Consider the following 21,538-nt stretch of genomic DNA (forward strand, 5'->3'; position numbering starts at 1 on the left):
TCTCAGGCTTGGAAACGACGGATGGAAAACGCTTCGATGGGTTGCCGGCTGGCCCCTGTGCAGACGATCTCTGCCAGGGCTTCACCGACCGCCGGGCCCAGCTGGAACCCGGCGCCGGCAAAGCCGAAACCGTGGAGCAGGCCAGGCCGGGTGCTGCTGGGGCCGATCACCGGTTCATGATCGGGTAGGTAACCTTCGGTGCCGCTCCAGGTGCGAATCGCCTGGGCACCCTTGAGAAACGGGTACAGCTCGCCGGCATGGCGCAGAATCTCCAGCACCGCCGCTTGCCCGGGCCGCGCCTGCCGGGGGCCAAGCGCAAAACCGCGCCCGCCGCCGAGGATGCAATTGCCCCGGGCCACCTGGCGCGCATAAATCCCGCCGCCTTCGACGCCGGTGCTGACGTTCATCACCACGGGCAGCGGCTCGGTGACCAGCATGGCCGGGTGCGCAGATGTCATGGGGACCGGCTCGCCGAATTGCGCGGCGACGGTCCCTGCCCAGGCGCCGGCGCAATTGAGCAGCCATGGCGCCTGCAGGTGCAGGCCGTTGGCGCAATCCACTTGGAACTGGCGGCTGTCATGTTCGATGCGGATCACCTCGGCCTGCTCGTAGACACACGCGCCAAGGCGTTGCGCGGCACGGGCGAAGGCGGGGGATACCAGGCGCGGGTTGGCATGGCCATCTTCGGGGCATAACGACGCACCCACTGCGATATCCCCGACCCACGGAAAACGTGCGCGCAGCTCGGCGTAATCGAGCAACTGCAAGCCCAGGCCAAAGCCCCGCGTGTGTTCGGCATACGCCTGCAACGCGGCAAAATCCCCATGACTGCGCGCCAGTTTCAAATGCCCGGAGCGCACGTATTCGCCATCGATACCGATCAAGCCGGGCAGGTCGGCCCACAACTGATGGGCGCGCTGCGACAACGGCAGCTGATGCAACGGGCGTCCCTGGCGCCGCACGCCGCCATAGTTCACGCCACTGGAGTGCGAGCCGCAGAAGTCCCGTTCCACCAAGGCCACACGCTGACCTTTGTGCGCCAGCATCAAGGCCGCCGACGCACCGACAATCCCGCCGCCGAGGACGATGACGTCGATCATGGCTGCACCTCCACGCCAAACGGTAGCGGCTTGATCGGGGCCTGGCCGCGCAAACGCCCGACGTCTTCTATCCCGCGACCGCTGCGCTCGGCGACGATTTCAGCCGCCGCCAGCCCGCACATGCGCCCCTGGCAGCGGCCCATGCCCACCCGGCAATGGGCCTTGACCCGATTGATTTCCCAATGACCTTCATCCACCACGGTGCGGATATCGCCAACCCGGACTTCTTCACAGCGACACAGCATCAAGTCGTCCGGCGCCTGCGCGGCCCAGTCTGCCGGGAAGGGAAACGCCGTCTCCAGGCCCTGGCGAAAGCGCTGGATGCGCGCCAATTGCCGCTCAAGCAGGGCCGGGCGCTGATGATCGATCGCGACGCCTGCATCCGCCAGCACCGCCAACGCCGCCCGCTCACCGGCCATCTGCGCGGCATCGGCACCCATGATCCCGGCACCGTCGCCCGCCAGGTACACACCGTCGACGCTGCTGCGCCCGGCACAGTCCCGTTGCGGCAACCACGCACGGTTCAAGGCATTCCAGGCAAATTCACAACCGAGCAGGTCCGCCAACTGCGTTTCGCTGCGCAGCGCATGGGCGAAGGCCACAGCGTCGCAGGCCAGGGTGTGCTTGCGCCAACGTATGCCGCTGACCCGTTGTTCGCCGTCGATCTGCTGCAGCGTCACGCCCTGATGCACGGGAACGCCGTGGGCCGTGAGCCAGGCGCGGTAATACAAGCCCTTGGCCAAGGTCGCCGGTTGTCCGAGCAGCGCCGGCAAGGCGCGGCATTGGGCGCTGAACGGCGCGCTGTCGAGCACGGCGACCACATCGGCGCCGGCCTTGGCGTATTGATACGCCACCAGATACAGCAACGGCCCGCTGCCACAAAACGCCACGCGTTCGCCGATGGCGCAACCTTGGTACTTCAAGGCGATTTGCGCCGCACCCAGGCTGTAGACACCGGGCAAGGTCCAGCCCGGCACCGGCAGGATACGGTCGGTGGCGCCGGTGGCGACGATGATTCGCGAATACTCGACGCTGGCTGCGTGACCATTGTTCAACAGGTCCAGGCGCCGATCCTCGGCATTCCACACCAGGGTTTCGGGCCGGTAGTCGATCAGCGGCGCCAGTTCATCCAGGGTGCGATGCGCAGCCTCGGCCTTACCCGCCTCAAACCCGTATATCTGCCTGGCGGTACGTTGGAAACCCAGGGGTTGGCGGCGATAGATCTGCCCGCCGCCGCGCAGGCTTTCGTCCACCAGGCACGGCGTTACGCCGTGGTCGAACAGGGTGCGCGCGGCACTGATCCCCGCCGGGCCTGCGCCCACGATCACCACCGGCTTCATAGCTGGCGCCCCGGGTCGCGGCTGATCGCCTGGCCTTCTTCCAGCAGGGTCGAACAGGCGCGCACGCGTTGTCCGTCCGCCAGGCGCACCCAGCAGTCCTGGCAGGCGCCCATCAAGCAAAACCCGGCGCGGCGTTCGGCACTGAAATCGCTGCCGCGCAGGTGCTCGGCGCAGGTCAGTACCGCCGTCAGCAGGGTGTCGCCGAGCAAGCCTGTGGCCGGTTGCCCGTCGAGGGTAAACGCCAGGGCAGGGCGTGCGGTTTCGGTCAATCGTTTGAACAAGGCCATCAATGTTTTCCCACCAGCACGCGATCCAGGCCGTAGACCCGGTCGAGCACAATCATGGCCGCCGCCGTGAGGGCAATCACCAGCGCCGACACTGCAGCCATCATCGGGTCGATGGATTCGGTGGCGTACACGTACATACGCACCGGCAAGGTTTGCGTGGCCGGCGAGCTGACGAAGATCGATAAGGTCACTTCGTCGAAACTGTTGATGAAGGCCAGCAACCAGCCGCCGGCCACGCCGGGCAGGATCATTGGCAACGTCACCAGGCGAAACAGCGTGAAGCGTCCGGCACCGAGCGATTCGGCCGCCTGCTCGGCACTGCGATCGATCCCGATCGCTGCTGCCAATACCAGGCGCAGCACATAGGGCGTGATGATCACCACGTGCGCCAGCATCAGCCAGGTGAAGCTGCCGTTGACGCCCATCAAGGCGAACAACCGCAGCATCGCCACCCCCAACACCAGGTGCGGGATGATGATCGGCGACAGGAACAACGCACTGAAGAAGTTACGTCCCGGGAACTGATACCGGCTGATTGCAAGCGCCGCCGGCACTGCAATCAGCGTCGCCAGGGTTGCAGCGGTAAATGCCAGGATCAGGCTGTTGTAGAACGCCTGGATAAAGTCGGCACGCTCGAACACCGCGCGAAACCAGCGCAGGGAGAAGCCCGACGTGGGCAGGCTCAAGGTATTTTCCGGGGTGAAGGCCACCAGGCACACCACCACCAGCGGCGCCATCATGAACATCACCACCAGGCCGTGGAAACCAAGGGCCAAAGGACCGTTTCTGGACATGCGCTTAAACCCCCAGGGACTTTTTGTAGCGGCCTTCGACCATACGGTTCCAGCTCAGCATGATCAGCAGATTGACCAACAGCAGGACCACCGCGATGGTCGCGCCCATGGGCCAGTTGAGTTCCGAGAGGTACTGGTCGTACACTACGGTGGCGACCATTTTCAGGCGCCGCCCACCAAGCAGGCCGGGGATCGCAAAGGAGCTGGCGGCCAGGCCGAACACGATCAGGGTGCCGGACAGCACGCCCGGCATTACCTGGGGCAACACGATCTTGCGCATCACCGTGGCCTGGCTCGCGCCCAGCGACAAAGCCGCCTGTTCCGCCGAGGGGTCGAGCTTTTGCAGGGAGGTCCACACTGGAATGATCATGAACGGCAGCATCACGTGTACCAGCGCAATGATCACCGCGAACGGCGTGTACAACAGCTTCACCGGGCGCCCGCCCAATGCCTGGATCACCTGGTTGACCAGCCCGTCGGCGCCGAGCAGCAGGCTCCAGCCGAACGCTCGCACCACCACCGAAATCAACAACGGCGTGAGGATCAGGATCAGGAAGATCGAGCGCCACGGCGTACCCATGCGGCTGAGGATGTAGGCTTCGGGCACGCCAATCACCACGCAGAGCAGCGTCACTAGCGCGCTGATCCAGAAGGTGCGCCAGAAGATTTCGTAGAAGTACGCGTCGCTGAACAACGCCAGGTAATGAGCCAAGGTCCACTCATCGGCCTTAACCCCTACTTGGTAGTCGAACACGTTGAACGATAGCACCAGGGTCAGGCCCAGCGGCAGAATCAGCAGCCCGGCGAACAGCAGCAACGCCGGCAGCGAGAGTAGATAGCCGCGACTCATGGGTGCACCTCATCCGCCGTCAGCACCCGCAGCAACTCGGCTTGCCAGTCCAGGCCGACTGCCGCGCCGCAACTCAGCGGTGCGCTGCCGTCGTTGCTGCGCACCACGGTGATTTCGCCCAGCGCGGTATGGATTCGGTACAGCCACTGGCTGCCGAAGAAATAGCGGTCGAGCACCTGGCCTTGCAGGCGACCTTCGCTTGCGCCCACCAGCTGGATTTTTTCCGGGCGCAGGCTCAAGACCAGTTCGCCGTCACCCGCGGCGTGGCGCACCTGCGGGATGCCGCGTGCGTCGTAATCGCCGGCCAGCAGGTTAGCCTTGCCGACGAAGTCCGAGATAAAGCGCGTCCGCGGGTGTTCATACAGCTTGTAGGGCACGTCGATCTGCGTCACGCGCCCGGCCTGCATCACCACCACACGGTCGCTGATGGACAGCGCCTCGGCCTGGTCATGAGTGACCATCAGGGTGGTGATGCCCACCGCGTGCTGGATGCGGCGGATTTCAAACTGCATCTCTTCGCGCAGGTTCGCGTCGAGGTTGGACAGCGGCTCATCCAGCAACAATACCGGCGGCTCAATCACCAGCGCGCGCGCCAGGGCCACGCGTTGGCGCTGGCCGCCGGACAATTCCCGGGGGTAACGGTCGGCGTGGGGGGCCAGGCGCACCAGCTCCAGCACGGTCTTGACCTTGGCGGCGATCTCGGCGGCCGGCACTTTGCGCATCTTCAGGCCGAAGGCGATGTTGTCGCGCACGGTCATGTGCGGGAACAGCGCATAGCTTTGGAACACCACGCCCAGGCCACGGCTGGCGGGCTTGGCGTGGGTGATGTCGCGACCGTCGAGCAGGATCTGCCCAGCGCTCACGTCGACGAAGCCGGCGATCATTTGCAGGGTGGTGGTCTTGCCGCAGCCCGAGGGGCCGAGCAGGGAAACGAACTCGCCTTTTTCCACCGCAAGGTCAGTGGCGACCACCGCGTCGACGGCGCCGTAGCGTTTGCTCAAGGCGTTGAGTTGGAGAAATGCCATGTCTGCGTTCCACCTTTTTTGAGTCGCGTCGAAACGCGCTTTTTTGTTTTGGGCAGATGCGAAAAGGGTGTTGCGGGTGCGTTGGCGCTCGATCTTGAGTCGGCTGCCGGTTGTTGTTCATTTCGCCCCTGTGGACGCAGATTAGGACGAAGACTAGGATGGGCGAAAGATAGAATTTCACTGAATGGAGTGTTTTTTCAGTTTTATTCACTGACAAGAATTATTGATGAGATAACACGCTATGAATTCTACTGAGCGGAATAAAAATACCAAGGAAGTGGGTGCGGGCGGCGTGTCTCGCTTGTTCGCATTGCTGCGTACCTTGGGCGGCGTGCCCGACGGCGGCGAACGCGTGACTCAGCTCGCACAACAGGTCGGCCTGTCCCAACCCACCACCCACCGCCTGCTGCGCAGCCTGATGGATGAAGGTATGGTCGAGCAGGACGCGCGCAGCAAACGCTATCGCCTGAGCCTGGAGTTCTTCGCTCTGGCGGCGAACGCGGGCAAGACCGGCAACCTGCGCGACCTGGTAAGGCCGAGCATGCTGCGCCTCAGTGCGTCCCTGGGGGATTCATTGTTTTTGCTGGCGCGCAGCGGCTTTGATGCGATCTGCCTGGACCGCAGCGAAGGCCCGTACCCGATTCGTACTTTCACGGGTGATATCGGCGGGCGCGTGGCATTGGGCGTGGGGCAGGGCAGCCTGGCGATCCTGGCCTTTTTGCCGGAGGAAGAGCGCGAGACGGTGATCCGCTACAACTTGCCAAGGCTCAAGGATTTTCACCTGTATGACGAGGTGCTGTTGCGTTCGGAAGTGGAGAACGTGCGCAATCTGGGTTATGCGGCGCGCAATACCGGCGTGCTGGAAGGCATGGCGGGATTGGCGGTGCCGATCCTGAACCGGGACGGCCATGCGGTGGCAGCATTGAGCGTGGCGACCATCAGTGACCGGTTGGGGCCGAGTCGCCTGCCGATGGTGGTGGAGTTGCTCAAGCGCGAAGCGGCGGCGATCGGGCCCCGGATCAATCCGTTTGATCCGACGCTGCGCCGGCCCTCACAGACCTTTGGTGGGTAGGTCATCCAGATTGCGCGCCAGCTCCAGAGCGTAGCGTCCAAGCCCCTTGACGCACATCCGTTTTCGGCAGCAAGAATCGGAGTGCGGGTACATTTCGAACACCCTTACGGTGAGACTCCAGACTTAGAGGCGTCCACCATGGCTTCCGTATAACTGGCCTTTTCCCCTTAACTACTGCAACAACTTTTTTACGGCGGCGGGCTTATTTGTTTAGCGGTGTGGTTCGTTCTCAGCAAGAGCCAACCGAAGCAAGAACCCGCACCTGCCTCGGATTGATCCAACCACTCAACTGCCCTCGACGATTTCTCATCTGATGGGCGGGTGACCACGTAAGTGAATACCGTGTCTTGGTTTTGCGCAGTCCGCTGGATGACTTGGCCGGGCGGACGCACTTCTTGAGTTTGATTTATGTACCGGGCTCTTTATTGTCTAAAAAACGATGCCTTTTCATCCGGTACATTTCATTATCCGAGTAGGTGAGCAGTGTGTCGGCATCCTTGCCGTCCTCGGGATAATAGGCAACGCCGATACTGCACGACGGCATCTTGAGTGCGCCGAATTCAGGCGGTAGTGGCGCAGCCATGACGTTGTGAATCTGTTCTAACTTCTTGGAAATGGCGTCTCTCGACTGGATATCGGTCAACAGCACCGTAAATTCATCGCCGCCCATCCGGGCCACGGTATCCGTCTCACGTATGCAGCTTTCTAGACGTCGGGCAATCATGCAAAGAATACGATCCCCCGCGGCGTGGCCATGGACGTCATTGATACTCTTGAAGTCATTGATATCCAGAAACAGCAAAGCCAACTGACTATTGTGACGGTGCGCGACGTGCAGGGCAGATTTCAGTCGATCACTGAAAATCGAGCGGTTGGTTAGTTTTGTCAGCGGATCATGATGCGCGAGGAAACGTAACTCCTCCTCGGCCTGAGTCAAAGCCGTCACGTTGCGTGCGACGCCAATCCTTGCACCAACCTCTTCCGACCAGAATGCCGCCCACAGGATGTACACGACGCCTCCATCCTTACGGATGTAACGGTTGCGGAAATCGAAGTGGAATTGACCATTCATGACACGGGCAATCGAGTCCCGTGTGCTAGCCAGGTCTTCAGGATGCATATAGCGGGTGATAGGGGTGCCGTTCAGCTCGTCAGGACGGTAACCCAGCAGGGCCTCACAGGCATCACTCACAAAAACAATGTGGTCGTCTCTATCAACCACAAACACTGTATCCAACATCAGATGGATCAGTTTGGGGTAGAGCGCTTGTAGGTCAACGGCCATAAGTCATGGGGCATATCCGATTCATAGAGCGCGATCATAGCCTGATCGATAAGGCCTGCGGCGAGTAATCTTACCGGCAAGTATGGGAGCACGTATGCCAGGCGAATACGACCTCATGCCACTCTTGCTTGGTGCGATGGTGTCTGCCTAAACGCGGAAGCTGTTTGCCCTGGATTTATCCGCCTTGATGCGAGCCAAGCTCAGTCAGCAGACGATTGACCGCCGCGCTTGATTCTTCCATTTCGCTTGCGGCGCGCAGTACAGCGCTCCAGTCATTTTCAATGATTGCCCTCATAAAAAGTATGGAAACGCTTCACCGGATGAGCTATCGTTTTTTTGACATCGTATTGCCACTATTCAAATAACAGGCTGATGCCATTTGCAGGAGTGCTGGTAGTGAATGAAAGCTCTTCTCAAATAGGCTTGCGTCAGTGGATCTGGCGGGCGTTCATGCAGAGTGCATTAATCCCGTTGGTCCTGGTGGAGACGATTCTGATTGCTTGTTACCTGCTGACCAATCAGGCGATCCGTGTATCGCAACTCGATTATTTGGAACGCAGTGCAATTGAAAGCCTTGGCGCAACTGCCGACCAGAACACCCGAATCATTCAAGATCAATTAACCCACATCGCCGATGTCACTCAGCTATTTGCGGATATGACGGCTAACTCACTGCGTGCCGCTTCAACACCCTTGAGTGAAACATTAAGCACTTCTGCTGATGGAGCTCTTTACAGCGGAAAAGACCTGGGCGGAGCGGCGTCGTTCTACTCGTCGGTCACACCTGTCGCGCAACAGAACCTGGGTAAAGTGCAGAAGTTGTCCAGCCTCGACCCATTGATGCGTGCGATCAAAGATCATGAACCGATGGTCGCCAGTGTCTATTTCAATACGTGGGACAGTTACAACCGGATTTATCCGTGGATTCGTGCCGATGAACAATATCCGCATGATATGCAGATACCCGGTTATAACTTTTATTATCTGGCCGATGCCGAACATAACCCGCAGCGAGGGGTTCGCTGGACTGACGTCTACCTCGACCCGGCGGGTCATGGCTTGATGATGTCCGCGATCGCGCCTGTTTATGAGCGCAACTTTCTCGAAGGCGTGGTCGGGCTGGATATCACCGTGGGCGATCTGCTGAAAGAAATTTCCACGCTTAAGGTGCCGTGGGGCGGGTACTTGATGCTCGTCGGCGCGGACATGAAGATCATGGTGTTACCGCCCGAAGCCGAACATGACTTTGAAAAAGGCAACTGGAGTGGTTCGGGGTCGAAGGCCACGAATGAAGGCGCGGTCAACCTTGCGGGTTCAAATCTGATCGACGCGGTGGACCCTCGGGAGTTGGCGGCCGCTGTCGCGCGCAATAGTCGTGGCAGCGCCGAAGTCGTGCTCAACGGGCGCTCCCATCTGGTCGCATGGGCCGAAGTGAAGCCGGCGGGCTGGCGATTGCTGGCGGTCGCCGATGAAGAAGACGTCATGGCGGCCACGAACAGCTTGGCGCTCCATTACCGCAACATCGGCTATTTGATGATTGCCGGCCTGGTGATGTTTTACCTCGCATTCTTCAGTTACATGTGGAATCGTGCGCGCAAATTGAGCCATAGCCTGCGGCGGCCGATCCGCGATATCAGAGACATGCTGCAGCAAATTGGTAACGGCCAGTGGCTCCCGCAGCGCGCGCGTTCGAGCATTCGTGAGCTGGATGAAATGGCGGGCAACGTGCTGTCAATGGGCGCCCAACTGTCATCCAGTGAAGCACGGCGCAACGCGGCGCAGAACCGCCTCAATCTTGTCGTTGAAAGCATCACCGCCGGGCTCTGGGAATACCGCCTGGATACTGATCGCCTGTCGTTGAGCGAAGCGTTCTGCACGCGTTTCGGGGTGCCGGCGTGCCAACTGGAGCGCTTCTGTTTTTACGATCACGTCGACCCCGAAGATGTGCAGGCGCTTGATCGGGCGCTCAACGCGTTGCGCACCGGCGCCGCATCGGTGATCGACCTGGAGTTACGTTTATTGCGGCCCGATGGCTCGCCGATCTGGTTTTTGTGCCGTGGACGCCTGATCGAGTCTCTCGATGCGCGCATGCGTTTATCCGCAGGTACGTTTGTCGATATCGACACGCTTAAACAGGTTGAAGAGGATCTGCGTCGCCGTACCCTTGAAGCGCAAGGGGCGAGCAAGGCGAAGTCGCGTTTTATCTCCAGCATGAGCCACGAATTACGCACACCGCTGAATTCGATTCATGGATTCGCCCAGTTATTGCGCCTGCAAGTGGCCGATGGGCAGGAGGAGGCCAAATCCCTTGATGAGATCCTGGGCGCCAGCCAGCACCTGGCTCACCTGGTCGACGATTTGCTCGACTGGTCGAGCCTGCAGGCGGAGGCGCCGCGCTTGCAGATGCGTGTCCTGGAGGTCGACGGACTGATGCGCGAATGTGCCGAAATGGTCCGTTCCCAGGCCAAGGCTGCGGGTCTTGACCTTGAGTTGCAGTCGACGAGCCCCGCGCTGAGTGTGCTGGCCGATGCCAGGCGCCTGCGCCAGATTCTGCTGAACCTGCTGTCCAACGCCATCAAGTACAACCGCCCTCACGCTCGCTTGTTCATGGGGGCTGAACTCCATGGCAAGGGGCGCGTGCGGGTGTTTGTCGAAGATGGCGGCGCAGGTATTTCCGCAGCCCTGCAAGGCGCGCTGTTCGAGCCGTTCCAGCGTTTGGGCCAGGAAAACACCGCAATCCAAGGCACCGGTATCGGCCTTGCGTTGTGCCGAGAACTCGCCACGTTGATGAACGGCAGCATGGGGCTCATCAGCGAAACGGGTGTCGGCAGTCGCTTTTGGGTCGATCTGCCCCAAGGCATCGCGGCACCCAAGGTCCACAAGCGCTTGCTCTCGCTGTGTTTCGTGGGGCAGGACGACGAGACGCTGCGCTGTCTTGAAGACACGTTGACGGGCATGGTGGACCTGCGCCACGGAACGCTTGCGCAGTGTCTGGAGCAGGTACGGCGCGACACGGCGCCGGACGTCATGCTGATTGACTGTGACTTACTGGGAAATGACTTGATCGATGCGCTGTCGCGGTTACGACGTTTGCCAGGTGGCGATCAAATCCTTCTTATTCTGCTGTGTACATCACCACACATGCTCGCGACGTTGGGGTGTGAGTTTCAAGCAGTGCTTAAACAACCGCTGGAACCCAATGAGCTACGCGAACTCATACGCGCGATGATGCAAGTGGAGAAACCGAATGTTCAGTGATATCCCCGCCGATACCCGAATTGTGATTATCGATGATGTGGCTGCGAACCTGCGCTTGCTGGAGTCCAGCCTGAAAGCCTTTGGTTTGCGCAACGTCTTGAGTTTCGCCGACTCGGCCAGCGGGCTGGTTTGGCTCAAAGAGCAACCGTGGGATCTGCTGCTATTGGATCTGGATATGCCCGCGCCCGATGGGTTTGAGATTCTGCGCCAACTCAGCGATCGCAATCGCTCAAGGTCTCCCGTGATTATCTTGACGGCATTGAGCGAGCCGCAAAGCCGCCGTCTCGGCCTTGAACTGGGGGCCAACGATTATCTGACCAAACCGTTGGATTTGCCTGAGCTGCTATTGCGCATACGCAACGCTCTGCGCTTGTCCCATGCCACCCGCCAACTGCAAGACCTGAACAGTGAGTTGGAGCAAAGGGTGTTTGAGCGCACCGCTCAGTTGCAGGAAAGTTATTGCGCCATGATCCGCGCATTGAGTCGTGCGGCCTGCTATCGCGATGATGAAACGGGCGCCCATGTATTGCGCATTGGCGAAACCGCGGCCTTGATGGCCGAAGCAATCGGTATGCCGCAGAGGTGGTGCGAGCTGATTCGATTGGCGGCGCCGATGCATGACTTGGGGAAAATCGGCATTCCTGATCGGATCTTGCACAAGGAAGGCCCATTAACCGTGCCGGAACGCCAGCAGATGATGGAGCATCCGCGCATCGGCCATGCAATCCTGCAAGATGCACACGCCACGGACCTGACCGATATGGCCGCGGACATTGCCTATGGTCACCATGAAAAATGGGACGGCAGCGGCTATCCGCAAGGGCTTGCCGGAAAGGACATTCCGCTGTCGGCAAGGATTGTCGCGTTGTGTGATGTCTATGACGCGCTGCGTATGGAACGTCCCTATAAGCGGGCCTGGAGCCCTGAACGGGCGCAGGCCTATATTCTTGAGCAATCGGGCGTGCATTTTGATCCGGAGCTGGTGACGGTGATGCGCCGCTGTTTCGGCCCGGTTGAACAACTCATCGAGGATGACGCCGAACTGGCTGGCATACACAAGCAACGACAAGCCGATGCGGGCACTGGCCAGCCCCCACATTAAAACGTCGCCAACATGGGCGCCCGGCTCGGGCTCATCGCGGCCAAGGCCACCGACGTCGCCGCCGTGCGCGTCTCCACCCCCAACTTCACATACACATGTTCCAGGTGCTTGTTCACCGTCCGCGGGCTCAGCCCCAAGATATCGCCGATGTCCCGATTGGTCTTGCCGCACGCCACCCAGCGCAGCACCTCGACCTCGCGCTCGGTCAGTTGAAAGCGTGCCGACAACAGCTTGTGCGCCGGCTCATCCTCCAGGGTCAACACACTCGGTTGCGTCGCCGCCCGCGCCGACAGCAGGATGCGCGAGGTGCGTAAATGCGCCGCCACCCGCGCCAGCACCTCGTCGGTCTGGATCGGCTTGGTCACGTAGTCGCTGCCGCCCACTTCAAAGCCTTGCACCACATGCTTGCTGTCGGTCAGCCCGGTCATGAACACCACCGGGATGTCCGCGCTGGCAGGTAACGCCTTGAGCCGGCGGCAGGTCTCGAAACCGTCCAGGCCCGGCATCATCGCGTCCAGCAGGATCAGGTCCGGGCGCCGGCGTTGCACGCGGTTCAGCGCGCTGAGCCCGTCGAGCGCCACCAGCACCATGTAGCCGGCGTCGTCGAGGGCGTCGGAGAGCATGGCCAGGTTGTCCGGGGTGTCGTCGACGATCAGTACCACGCCGGGTTCAGTGCTACGGGTGAGTACATTCATCTTCGGCCTCCTTGAGGGTTCGGTTGAGTTCATCCAGGCGGAAACCCTTGAGCAACCCGCGCACTTTGCTGATGAACGGTGCGGCGTCCGGGCGGCGTTCGAGGATCGTGTCGAGTTTTTCGTGCAGGCCCCGCACGTAGCCGATCGCGCTGAGTTCGGCGAGCACGGCGAGGTCGTCGGCGCTCGGCAGCACGCTGGGCGGTGGCGGCGCGACGAAGGTTTTGGTGCGCCGCAGCCATTGCAGGCCGAGGTGTTGTTGCAGGCGTCCGAGCAGCTCCGGGGTACGCACCGGCTTGGCCAGGTAGTCGTTGCAGGCGGCGGCGATGCTGCGTTCGCGGTCGTCGGTAAAGGCGTTGGCCGAGATCACGATGATCGGCGCGGTGGACAGTGCATTGCGGCGGATCAGCCGGCTGGTTTCCAGGCCGTCCAGGGTCGGCATCGACAGGTCCATCAGGATCAGGTCAGGCGCCAGCAGCGCGACCTGGCGAATCGCATCCTGGCCGTTGCTCGCCTGGATCACCTCAAAGCCCAGAGGCGTGAGCATGCCGCTGAGTACCTTGCGGTGGTCCACATGGTCGTCCACCACCAGAATGCGTCGGCGTGCGCCCTGGTAGCCGATGATGTCGTGTTCCACATGCACCACCGCCTGCGGCGCGCGCACCTGGGACAGGAACAGGCGCACCTGGAAACAGGTGCCCTTGTCCAGCTCGCTGGTAACGCGTAGCTCGCCGCCCATCAGCGCGGTGAGCATGCGTGTGATGGTCAGCCCCAGGCCTACGCCTTTGTCCTGGCGCATCAGGTCGCCGCGCTCGAACGGCTGGAAGATCCGCTCGATTTGCCCGGGGTCGATGCCGATGCCAGTGTCGATGATTTCAAAGTTGGCGGTCTCGCGCATGTAGCTGACCCGCAGGCACACTTCGCCGCTGTCGGTGAAGTTCACCGCATTGCCGAGCAGGTTGATCAGGATCTGGCGCACGCGTTTTTCATCACCGCGCACCACGGCGGGGATCTTGCCGACGCAGTCCAGGCGAAAGCGCAGGCCCTTGTCCTGGGCTTGGGGGGTGAACATCTGCTCCAGGTCGTGGATCAGTTCGGGGAAGGGGATTTCGGTGAGTTCCAGGCGCAATTTGCCGGCCTCGATCTTGGCCACGTCGAGCAGGCCGTCGATCAATGACAGCAAGTGCGAGCCGCTGCGCAGGATGGTCGCCAGTGCGTCCTGGTGCTGCTCGGGCATGGCGCTGTCGCGCTGCAGGATCTGGGTGAAACCGAGGATGCTGTTCAGCGGTGTGCGCAGCTCGTGAGACAGCCCGGTGACGTAGCGGCTCTTGGCGGCGTTGGCGGCTTCCGAGGCTTCCTTGGCCTGTTGCAGCGCCTGGTCGGTGAGGCTGTGGGCGTCGATTTCCTGCATCAGCAGCAGGGTCTGGCGGTCGGATTCCTGCTGGGCGACGCGGCGGCTTTCGCGGGTCAGCACCACCCACCAGGCGAGCACGGCGGCCAGCACCGACAGGGTCAGGAACGCTTTGAAGAACGCCTGGTACAGGGTTTGCGAATGCGGCAAACCCTGGGCCGCCTGCACGTAGATCAAGGCCAGGGCGCCAGCAAGCAGCAGCACCAGCACCGATAACAGCCCCAGGTAATGGGCCAGCCGCGTATGCAGGCGCGGCATCAGGCTGTTGGGCAGCAACCGGCGCAGCACGCCTTCGAACTGGCTGACCAGCCGCGCATGGGGTTTGCAACGGTCGCCGCAGCGCGCATCCAACGAGCAACACAACGAACAGATGGGCGTGCTGTAGGCCGGGCAGAACGCCATGTCCGCCGTCTCGAACGGGTTGCTGCACAGCCCGCAGACCGCATGGGTGGCGGGTGCCACCGGGTGAATCAATTGGGCGTCGCTGGTGCGCGCGATGTAGTACTTGCCCTGGGTCATCCAGGCCAACAGCGGCGCCATCACCAGCGCCGTGCCGAGGGCGACGAAGGGCGGCGCGGCCTGGGCCAGGGCGCCAAACAGGCCGAAGTGGGCGAGGATCGACAGCAGCGAGGCAATCAGCATCGAGCCGACACCCACCGGATTGATGTCGTAGAGGTGCGCGCGCTTGAACTCGATGTGTTTGGGCGACAGTCCCAGGGGCTTGTTGATCACCAGGTCGGCGACCAATGTACCGATCCAGGCAATCGCAATATTCGCGTACAGCCCCAGCACCTGATCGATCACGTCGAACACGCCCAGCTCCATCAGCATCAACGCAATGGCCACGTTGAACACCAGCCACACCACGCGCCCGGGGTGACTGTGGGTGACGCGGGCGAAGAAGTTCGACCAGGCCAGGGAGCCGGCGTAGGCGTTGGTCAGGTTGATCTTCATCTGCGAGATGAACACGAACAGCACCATGGCGCCGAGGGCCCATTCCGGCGAGCTGAACACATAACGGAAGGCGACCAGGTACATCTGGGTCGGCTCGGCGGCGCGTTCCATGGGGATTTCATGTTGCAGGGCAAGGAACGCCAGGAACGCGCCGCCAAACATCTTCAACGCGCCGGGGATAATCCAGCCGGGGCCGGAGCAGAGCAGGGCGGCCCACCAGCGCTTGCGGTTGGCGGCGGTCTTTTCCGGGAGAAAGCGCAGGTAGTCCACTTGCTCGCCGATCTGCGTCACCAGCGACAGCGCCACGGTACAGGCGGCGCAGAACGCCAGCAGGTTGAAACCGCCGCCGTCGCCGCTGCGCCCGACAAAGCTGGTCCAGTCGCTGAACGCGTCGGGGTTTTTCCACCACACGAAACCATAGGGCAACACCAGCAAAAACAGCCACAGCGGTTGGGTCCACAGTTGCAGGCGACTGATCAGCGTGACGCCGTAGGCCACCAGCGGAATCACCAGCAGCGAGCAGATCACATAGGCGAAGGCCAGCGGGATATGGAAATACAACTCCAGTGCCAGCGCCATGATCGCCGCTTCCAGGGCGAAGAACAGGAAGGTGAAGCTGGCGTAGATCAGCGAGGTGATGGTTGAACCGATATAGCCGAAGCCGGCGCCACGGGTCAGCAAGTCCATGTCCACGCCATAGCGGGCGGCGTAATAGCTGATGGGCAGGCCGGTGAGGAAGATCACCAGGCTGATGGCCAGGATCGCCCAGAAGGTGTTGGTGAAGCCGTAACTCAGCACCAAGACGCCGCCGATCGCCTCCAGCGCCAGGAACGACACCGCGCCCAGGGCGGTGTTGGCGATGCGCAGCTCCGACCACTTGCGAAAGGATTTGGGGGTGTAGCGCAGGGCGTAGTCTTCCATGGTCTCGTCGGCGACCCAAGAGTTGTAGTCGCGGCGGATCTTGACGATGCGCTGGGTGCCGGGAGGGGATTGCACGATGGTGAGGCTCCGCAGAGTGGACGAAGGGAGTGAGCAAGTTCCATGCCCTCGACTGCGCTGGGAGCCAAATGTGGGAGGGAGCTTGGTCAGCGGTGGCTGGGCGGACGCGATCCTGCCCTGCATTGGTGCGCAACGGCATACGTCAAATGACGTACTGCGTTACGTCAGGCTGCGTATACCCGCGCTGGCCCGCTGCCGCCATGCTGGAGCCCTCATTGCAGAGGAGTCGCCCCATGGAACCACGATTGATCCGCTCCAAACCGTTGTTGGCCCTGTCGTTGCTGGCGGCCGCGCTGTTCAGCCAGGGCGTGCTGGCCGACAACGAAGGCCTGGCCGTGACGCCGACCGAAGTCACCGTCGGCCAGTTGCACTCGGCCACCGGCACCATGGCTATCTCCGAGACCGGCTCGATCCAGGCCGAACGCCTGGCCATCGAGCAAATCAACGCCTCGGGCGGGATTCTGGGACGCCAGATCAAAGTGATCCAGGAGGACGGCGCCTCCGACTGGCCGACCTTCGCCGAAAAGGCCAAGAAGCTGTTGGTCAACGACAAAGTCGCCGCCGTGTTCGGCTGCTGGACCTCGGCCTCGCGTAAAGCCGTGCTGCCGATCTTCGAGAAAGAAAACGGCCTGCTCTACTACCCGACCTTCTACGAAGGCCTGGAACAGTCGAAAAACGTGATCTACACCGGGCAGGAAGCCACCCAACAGATCCTCGCCAGCCTGGATTGGATCGCCAAGACCAAAGGCGCCAAGACCTTCTACCTGGTCGGCTCCGATTACATCTGGCCGCGCACGTCGATGAAGATCGCGCGCAAGCACATTGAAAACGTACTGCACGGCACCGTGGTCGGCGAAGACTACTACCCGCTGGGCAACACCCAGTTCGGTTCGCTGATCAACAAGGTCAAGCTGAAAAAGCCTGACGTGGTCTTCGCCGCCGTGGTGGGCGGTTCCAACGTGGCGTTCTACAAACAGCTCAACGCGGCGGGCGTGAATGCGTCCAAGCAAACCCTGTTGACCCTGTCGGTGACCGAAGACGAACTGCTTGGCATCGGCGGCGAAAACATGGCCGGCTTCTATGCCTCGATGAAGTACTTCCAGAGCCTGGACAACCCGAACAACAAAGCCTTCGTCGAAGCCTTCAAGGCCAAGTACGGCAAGGATGCGGTGATCGGCGACGTGACCCAGGCGGCTTACCTCGGCCCATGGCTGTGGAAAGCGGCGGTGGAGAAGGCCGGCAGTTTCGACGTGGATAAAGTCGTCGCCGCCTCCCCGGGTATCGAACTGAAAACCGCGCCCGAAGGCTACGTGAAGATTCACGAGAACCACCACCTGTGGAGCAAGTCGCGCATCGGTGAAGTGCAGCCCAACGGCCAGTTCAAGGTGATCTACGAGTCGGATCTGATCGAACCGAATCCGTTTCCAAAGGGTTACCAATAAGCTTCAAGCACACCGATTCAAATGTGGGAGGGGGCTTGCCCCCTCCCACATAGAGCAAAAGCACATCGCATTCCAACTATCACCTCCCGCTCTCAGGAGACCATCATCATGGAATGGCTATCGGAATTTGGAGCCATCGCGGCGATGCAGGGGTTCAACGGCTTGTCCGTGTTCTGCGTGCTGTTGCTGATGGCGTTGGGGCTGGCGATCATTTTCGGCCAGATGGGCGTGATCAACATGGCCCACGGAGAATTCCTGACCATCGGCGCCTACACCACCTACGTGTGTTCCAGCCTCACCGCGCACTTTGCGCCGAGTTTTCAACCCTATTACTTCTTCTTCGCCATTGCCCTGTCGTTCCTCGTTGCCGGCGCGGTGGGCTGGTTGGTGGAATGGGCGATGATCAGCCGCTTGTACAAGCGGCCGCTGGATACCTTGCTGGCAACCTGGGGCCTGTCCCTGGTGATGCAGCAAACCTTCCGCTCGGTGTTCGGCGCTCGGGAGGTCAGCGCCGAGCCGCCGGCCTGGCTGATGGGCTCGGTGAACTTCACCGACGCGATTGAAATCCCGCGTAACGGCCTGTTCATGATGGCCCTGACCGTGCTGCTGACGGCGGCGATCTTCCTGATGCTGTACCGCTCGCGTTGGGGCCTGCAGGTGCGTGCGACGGTGCAGAATCGCCTGATGAGCCGCGCGGTGGGCATCAATACGCGCAAGGTCGACCGCATGACCTTCGCCCTCGGTTGCGGCGTGGCCGGGGTGGCCGGTGCGGCGTTCACCACCATCGGTTCCACCGGGCCGACGGCGGGTTCGCAGTACATCGTCGACACCTTTCTGGTGGTGGTGTTCGGCGGCGCGCAAAGCCTGTTCGGCACCATTGCCTCGGCGTTCGTGATCGCCCAGACGCAATCGCTGTCGGAGTTTTTCCTCAGTGGCTCGATGGCCAAGGTGCTGACCTTGTCCTCGGTGATTCTGATCCTGATGCTGCGCCCGCAAGGGTTGTTCTCCATCAAAGTGCGCAAGTAGAGGCGAGCAGATGAAGGCTTTAGACAAGCTGCTGGGCGGCCAGCAAAACCTGATCGGCATCGCGCTGCTGGCGCTGCTGATTCTCGTGGTGTTCCCCCTGACCCTGGATGCGTTCCGGCTGAACATGGTCGGCAAGTACCTGACCTACGCGTTTGTCGCGGTGGGGCTGGTGCTGTGCTGGGGCTATGGCGGCATTCTCAGCCTGGGGCAGGGCGTGTTCTTCGGCGTCGGCGGCTACTGCATGGCGATGTTCCTCAAGCTGGAAGCGTCCGACCCGGAAAGTACCAAGATCCAGTCCACGCCGGGCATCCCGGACTTCATGGATTGGAACCAGATCACCGAACTGCCCTGGTTGTGGCAACCGTTTCACAGTTTCAGCTTTACCCTGGTGGCGGTGATTGCGGTGCCGGTGCTGCTCGCATTCATTATCGGCATGGCCTTGTTCAAGCGGCGCGTGGGCGATGTGTACTTCTCCATCGTCACGCAGGCGATTGCGCTGATCCTCACGGTATTGATCGTCGGCCAGCAAGGGCTGACCGGCGGCGTCAATGGCATCACCGACCTCAAGACCCTGCTCGGCTGGGACCTGCGCACCGACAGCGCGAAGCTGCTCCTCTACTTCATCAACGCCGGGTTGCTGTTCGGCTGCATCTTCATCGGCCGCTTCATCCTCGCGTCCAAGCTTGGCCGGTTGTTGATGGCGATGCGCGACAAGGAAGAACGCGTGCGCTTTTCCGGGTATGACGTGGCCAGCTTCAAGATCTTTGTGTTCTGCGTGGCCGCGGCGTTCTCGGCGATTGGCGGGGCCATGTTCGCGTTGCAGGTGGGCTTTATGTCGCCGTCGTTCGTGGGCATCGTGCCGTCGATCGAGATGGTGATCTTTGCCGCCGTGGGCGGGCGCATGTCGCTGCTCGGCGCGGTGTATGGCGCGCTGCTGGTGAACTATGGCAAGACCTACTTTTCCGAGTCCTTTCCCGAGCTGTGGCTGTACCTGATGGGCGGGCTGTTCATCGCCGTGGTCATGTACTTCCCCAATGGCCTGGCCGGCTTGTGGGACAGCCATGGTCGGCAGGCATTGGCCCGGCTGCTGCGCCGTCAACCACCGGTGCAAGCCGTGGCGCCGGTGGTCAAGCCCAAGACTGAAAGCAAAATCCTGGAGACCCAGCCATGACCGCCGTCGGCTTTGAAATGAACAAACCGGTGCTGGCCATCGAAGGTCTTACCGTGTCATTCGACGGCTTCAAGGCGGTCGACAACCTCAACCTGTATATCGACCGCAACGAAGTGCGCGTGGTCATCGGCCCCAACGGTGCCGGCAAGACCACGGTGCTCGACCTGATCTGCGGCAAGACCCGCGCCACCAGCGGCAGCATCCAGTTCGACGGGCAGGAACTGACCACGATGCGCGAGTACAACATCGTGCGCGCTGGGGTCGGGCGCAAGTTCCAGAACCCGTCGATCTACGAAAACCTCACGGTGTTCGAGAACCTCGAGATGTCCTACCCGGCGGGCCGCAAGGTCTGGGGTGCGCTGTTTTTCAAGCGCAATGCCCAGGTGATCGCACGGGTGGAAGAGGTAGCGCGGGAGATTTTCCTTGGCGATTTGCTGCAACAACAGGCGGACTTGCTGTCCCACGGGCAAAAGCAGTGGCTGGAGATCGGCATGCTGTTGATGCAGGACCCCGAGCTGCTGATGCTAGACGAACCGGTGGCCGGCATGAGCGTCAACGAACGCGCGCAAACCGCCGAGCTGCTCAAACGCATCAGCCAGGGCCGCTCGGTGCTGGTGATCGAGCACGACATGGAGTTTGTCAAAAGCATCGCCCACAAGGTCACGGTGCTGCACCAGGGCAAGGTACTCGCCGAGGGCAGCATGGAGTCGGTGCAAAGTAATCCGAAAGTCATCGAAGTGTATTTGGGCCACTGAGGAGTCCGGCATGTTCAAGATCGACCAGTTGTCCTGCGGCTACGGGCAGAGCCAGATCCTCCACGACCTGGACCTGAACGTGGCCAAGCGCGAGATCGTCGCGGTGATGGGCCGCAACGGCATGGGCAAGACCACGTTGTTCAAGAGCTTGATGGGCATCCTGCCGCAGTGGAAAGGCCAGGTCAGTGTGGACGGGCACGATGTGTCGGCGCTGGAAACCCATGAACGGGTTGAACGCGGGATTGCCTACGTCCCCCAGGGCCGCATGATTTTTCCGAGCATGACGGTGTTGGAAAACATCCAGACCGGCCTGCCTGCCTCGGCGCGGGGCAAGGTGCCGGAGGATTTGTACGCGCTGTTCCCGGTGCTCTACGACATGCAGTCGCGCAAGGGCGGCAACCTGTCCGGCGGGCAACAGCAACAGTTGGCGATTGCGCGGGCGCTGGCGACCAACCCCAAGGTGCTGCTGCTGGATGAACCGACGGAGGGCATCCAGCCGTCGATCATCAAGGACATCGCACGCACGCTGAAGGAGATTCGCAACTTAAGGGACCTGACCATCGTGGTCTCGGAGCAGGTGCTGTCGTTCACCCTGGAAATCGCCGACCGCTTTTTGGTGATCGAAAAGGGCCGCTTCGTGATCGAAGAAACCCGGGACCGGGTGGACGAGGCAACCATCAGCCGCTACTTGTCCGTCTAGCCGCGACCGATTGTAGGAGCCGGCTTGCCGGCGAAAAACGCCCAGGCGCCGCGTTCATCCTGGCGACGCGCGTCATTGTTAACGACCTTCGCTGGCAAGCCAGCTCCTACAGAAAAGCACACCTGCGAACCTGCCGGCGAAAAACGCCCAGGCGCTGCGTTCATCCTGGCGACGTGCGTCATCGTTAACGACCTTCGCTGGCAAGCCAGCTCCTACAGAAAAGCACACCTGCGAACCTGCCGGCGAAAAATGTCCAGGCGCCGCGTTCATCCTGG

The 21,538-nt window shown here is 61.4% G+C and carries 17 protein-coding genes; 8 read left to right on the top strand and 9 right to left on the bottom strand.

Going from position 1 to position 21,538, the window contains the following annotated elements; translation table 11 throughout:
• Positions 1-2: 2 nt before the first annotated feature.
• From JN756_RS13450 to JN756_RS13475, 6 genes are read right to left on the bottom strand one after another with little or no spacing between them, the layout of a single operon-like run.
• Entirely contained in the window at positions 3-1,100 is a 1,098-nt protein-coding gene (locus JN756_RS13450; RefSeq protein WP_201022163.1) for an NAD(P)/FAD-dependent oxidoreductase, read from the bottom strand.
• Positions 1,097-2,440 (bottom strand): FAD/NAD(P)-dependent oxidoreductase, encoded by a 1,344-nt coding sequence (locus JN756_RS13455; RefSeq protein WP_201022164.1) that lies wholly within the window; start codon positions 2,438-2,440, stop codon positions 1,097-1,099. Before JN756_RS13455 ends, JN756_RS13450 begins: the two co-directional genes overlap by 4 nt.
• Positions 2,437-2,727: a (2Fe-2S)-binding protein gene (locus JN756_RS13460; protein ID WP_046383765.1), complete on the bottom strand. Its 291-nt coding sequence runs from the start codon at positions 2,725-2,727 to the stop codon at positions 2,437-2,439. Before JN756_RS13460 ends, JN756_RS13455 begins: the two co-directional genes overlap by 4 nt.
• A complete protein-coding gene (locus tag JN756_RS13465; protein WP_057004791.1) occupies positions 2,727-3,521 on the bottom strand; it encodes an ABC transporter permease in 795 nt (264 codons plus the stop codon). The genes JN756_RS13460 and JN756_RS13465 overlap by 1 nt, the downstream gene beginning before the upstream one ends.
• A gap of 4 nt (positions 3,522-3,525) precedes the next feature.
• The gene (locus tag JN756_RS13470; RefSeq protein ID WP_046383763.1) at positions 3,526-4,371 is read right to left on the bottom strand and encodes an ABC transporter permease; all 846 of its coding nucleotides are present in this window, start codon (positions 4,369-4,371) and stop codon (positions 3,526-3,528) included.
• Positions 4,368-5,396, bottom strand: coding sequence for an ABC transporter ATP-binding protein (locus JN756_RS13475; protein ID WP_046383762.1), 1,029 nt, complete (start codon positions 5,394-5,396; stop codon positions 4,368-4,370). Before JN756_RS13475 ends, JN756_RS13470 begins: the two co-directional genes overlap by 4 nt.
• Before the next feature lie 241 nt (positions 5,397-5,637).
• Here JN756_RS13475 and JN756_RS13480 point away from each other — a divergent pair, with 241 nt between their 5' ends.
• Complete coding sequence (locus tag JN756_RS13480; RefSeq protein WP_201022165.1) at positions 5,638-6,468, top strand: IclR family transcriptional regulator; 831 nt, start codon at positions 5,638-5,640, stop codon at positions 6,466-6,468.
• A 406-nt stretch (positions 6,469-6,874) separates the two neighbouring features.
• On the opposite strand, the gene JN756_RS13485 is transcribed toward JN756_RS13480, so the two are convergent.
• Positions 6,875-7,753, bottom strand: a complete 879-nt coding sequence (locus tag JN756_RS13485; RefSeq protein ID WP_046383760.1) for a GGDEF domain-containing protein — start codon at positions 7,751-7,753, stop codon at positions 6,875-6,877.
• Positions 7,754-8,149: 396 nt separating this feature from the next.
• Between JN756_RS13485 and JN756_RS13490 the strand changes: the two genes are divergently transcribed.
• Together JN756_RS13490 and JN756_RS13495 are read left to right on the top strand one after the other, a co-directional pair.
• Positions 8,150-11,011, top strand: a complete 2,862-nt coding sequence (locus tag JN756_RS13490; protein ID WP_328804650.1) for an ATP-binding protein — start codon at positions 8,150-8,152, stop codon at positions 11,009-11,011.
• The gene (locus JN756_RS13495) at positions 11,001-12,113 is read left to right on the top strand and encodes an HD domain-containing phosphohydrolase (RefSeq protein ID WP_046383758.1); all 1,113 of its coding nucleotides are present in this window, start codon (positions 11,001-11,003) and stop codon (positions 12,111-12,113) included. The genes JN756_RS13490 and JN756_RS13495 overlap by 11 nt, the downstream gene beginning before the upstream one ends.
• On the opposite strand, the gene JN756_RS13500 is transcribed toward JN756_RS13495, so the two are convergent.
• Both JN756_RS13500 and JN756_RS13505 read right to left on the bottom strand, forming a co-directional pair.
• Positions 12,110-12,808, bottom strand: a complete 699-nt coding sequence (locus JN756_RS13500) for a response regulator (RefSeq protein ID WP_079443614.1) — start codon at positions 12,806-12,808, stop codon at positions 12,110-12,112. The two genes, JN756_RS13495 and JN756_RS13500, sit on opposite strands and share 4 nt — an antisense overlap.
• Positions 12,789-16,166, bottom strand: a complete 3,378-nt coding sequence (locus JN756_RS13505) for an ATP-binding protein (protein ID WP_108526457.1) — start codon at positions 16,164-16,166, stop codon at positions 12,789-12,791. Before JN756_RS13505 ends, JN756_RS13500 begins: the two co-directional genes overlap by 20 nt.
• 236 nt (positions 16,167-16,402) lie before the next feature.
• On the opposite strand from JN756_RS13505, the gene urtA reads away from it, so the two are divergent.
• The 5 genes from urtA (at position 16,403) to urtE (ending at position 21,263) form a co-directional block, all read left to right on the top strand.
• The gene (urtA, locus tag JN756_RS13510; RefSeq protein WP_024074866.1) at positions 16,403-17,611 is read left to right on the top strand and encodes an urea ABC transporter substrate-binding protein; all 1,209 of its coding nucleotides are present in this window, start codon (positions 16,403-16,405) and stop codon (positions 17,609-17,611) included.
• A 108-nt stretch (positions 17,612-17,719) separates the two neighbouring features.
• Complete coding sequence (gene urtB, locus JN756_RS13515) at positions 17,720-18,637, top strand: urea ABC transporter permease subunit UrtB (RefSeq protein ID WP_010564283.1); 918 nt, start codon at positions 17,720-17,722, stop codon at positions 18,635-18,637.
• 10 nt (positions 18,638-18,647) lie between these two features.
• Positions 18,648-19,808, top strand: a complete 1,161-nt coding sequence (urtC, locus tag JN756_RS13520) for an urea ABC transporter permease subunit UrtC (protein WP_057004786.1) — start codon at positions 18,648-18,650, stop codon at positions 19,806-19,808.
• A complete protein-coding gene (urtD, locus tag JN756_RS13525) occupies positions 19,805-20,563 on the top strand; it encodes an urea ABC transporter ATP-binding protein UrtD (protein ID WP_046383754.1) in 759 nt (252 codons plus the stop codon). Before urtC ends, urtD begins: the two co-directional genes overlap by 4 nt.
• A gap of 10 nt (positions 20,564-20,573) precedes the next feature.
• A complete protein-coding gene (urtE, locus tag JN756_RS13530) occupies positions 20,574-21,263 on the top strand; it encodes an urea ABC transporter ATP-binding subunit UrtE (protein ID WP_046383753.1) in 690 nt (229 codons plus the stop codon).
• Positions 21,264-21,538 lie beyond the last annotated feature (275 nt).

The sequence above is a fragment of the Pseudomonas sp. Y39-6 genome, assembly GCF_023651955.1.
GTDB classification, from domain to species: Bacteria; Pseudomonadota; Gammaproteobacteria; order Pseudomonadales; family Pseudomonadaceae; genus Aquipseudomonas; species Aquipseudomonas veronii.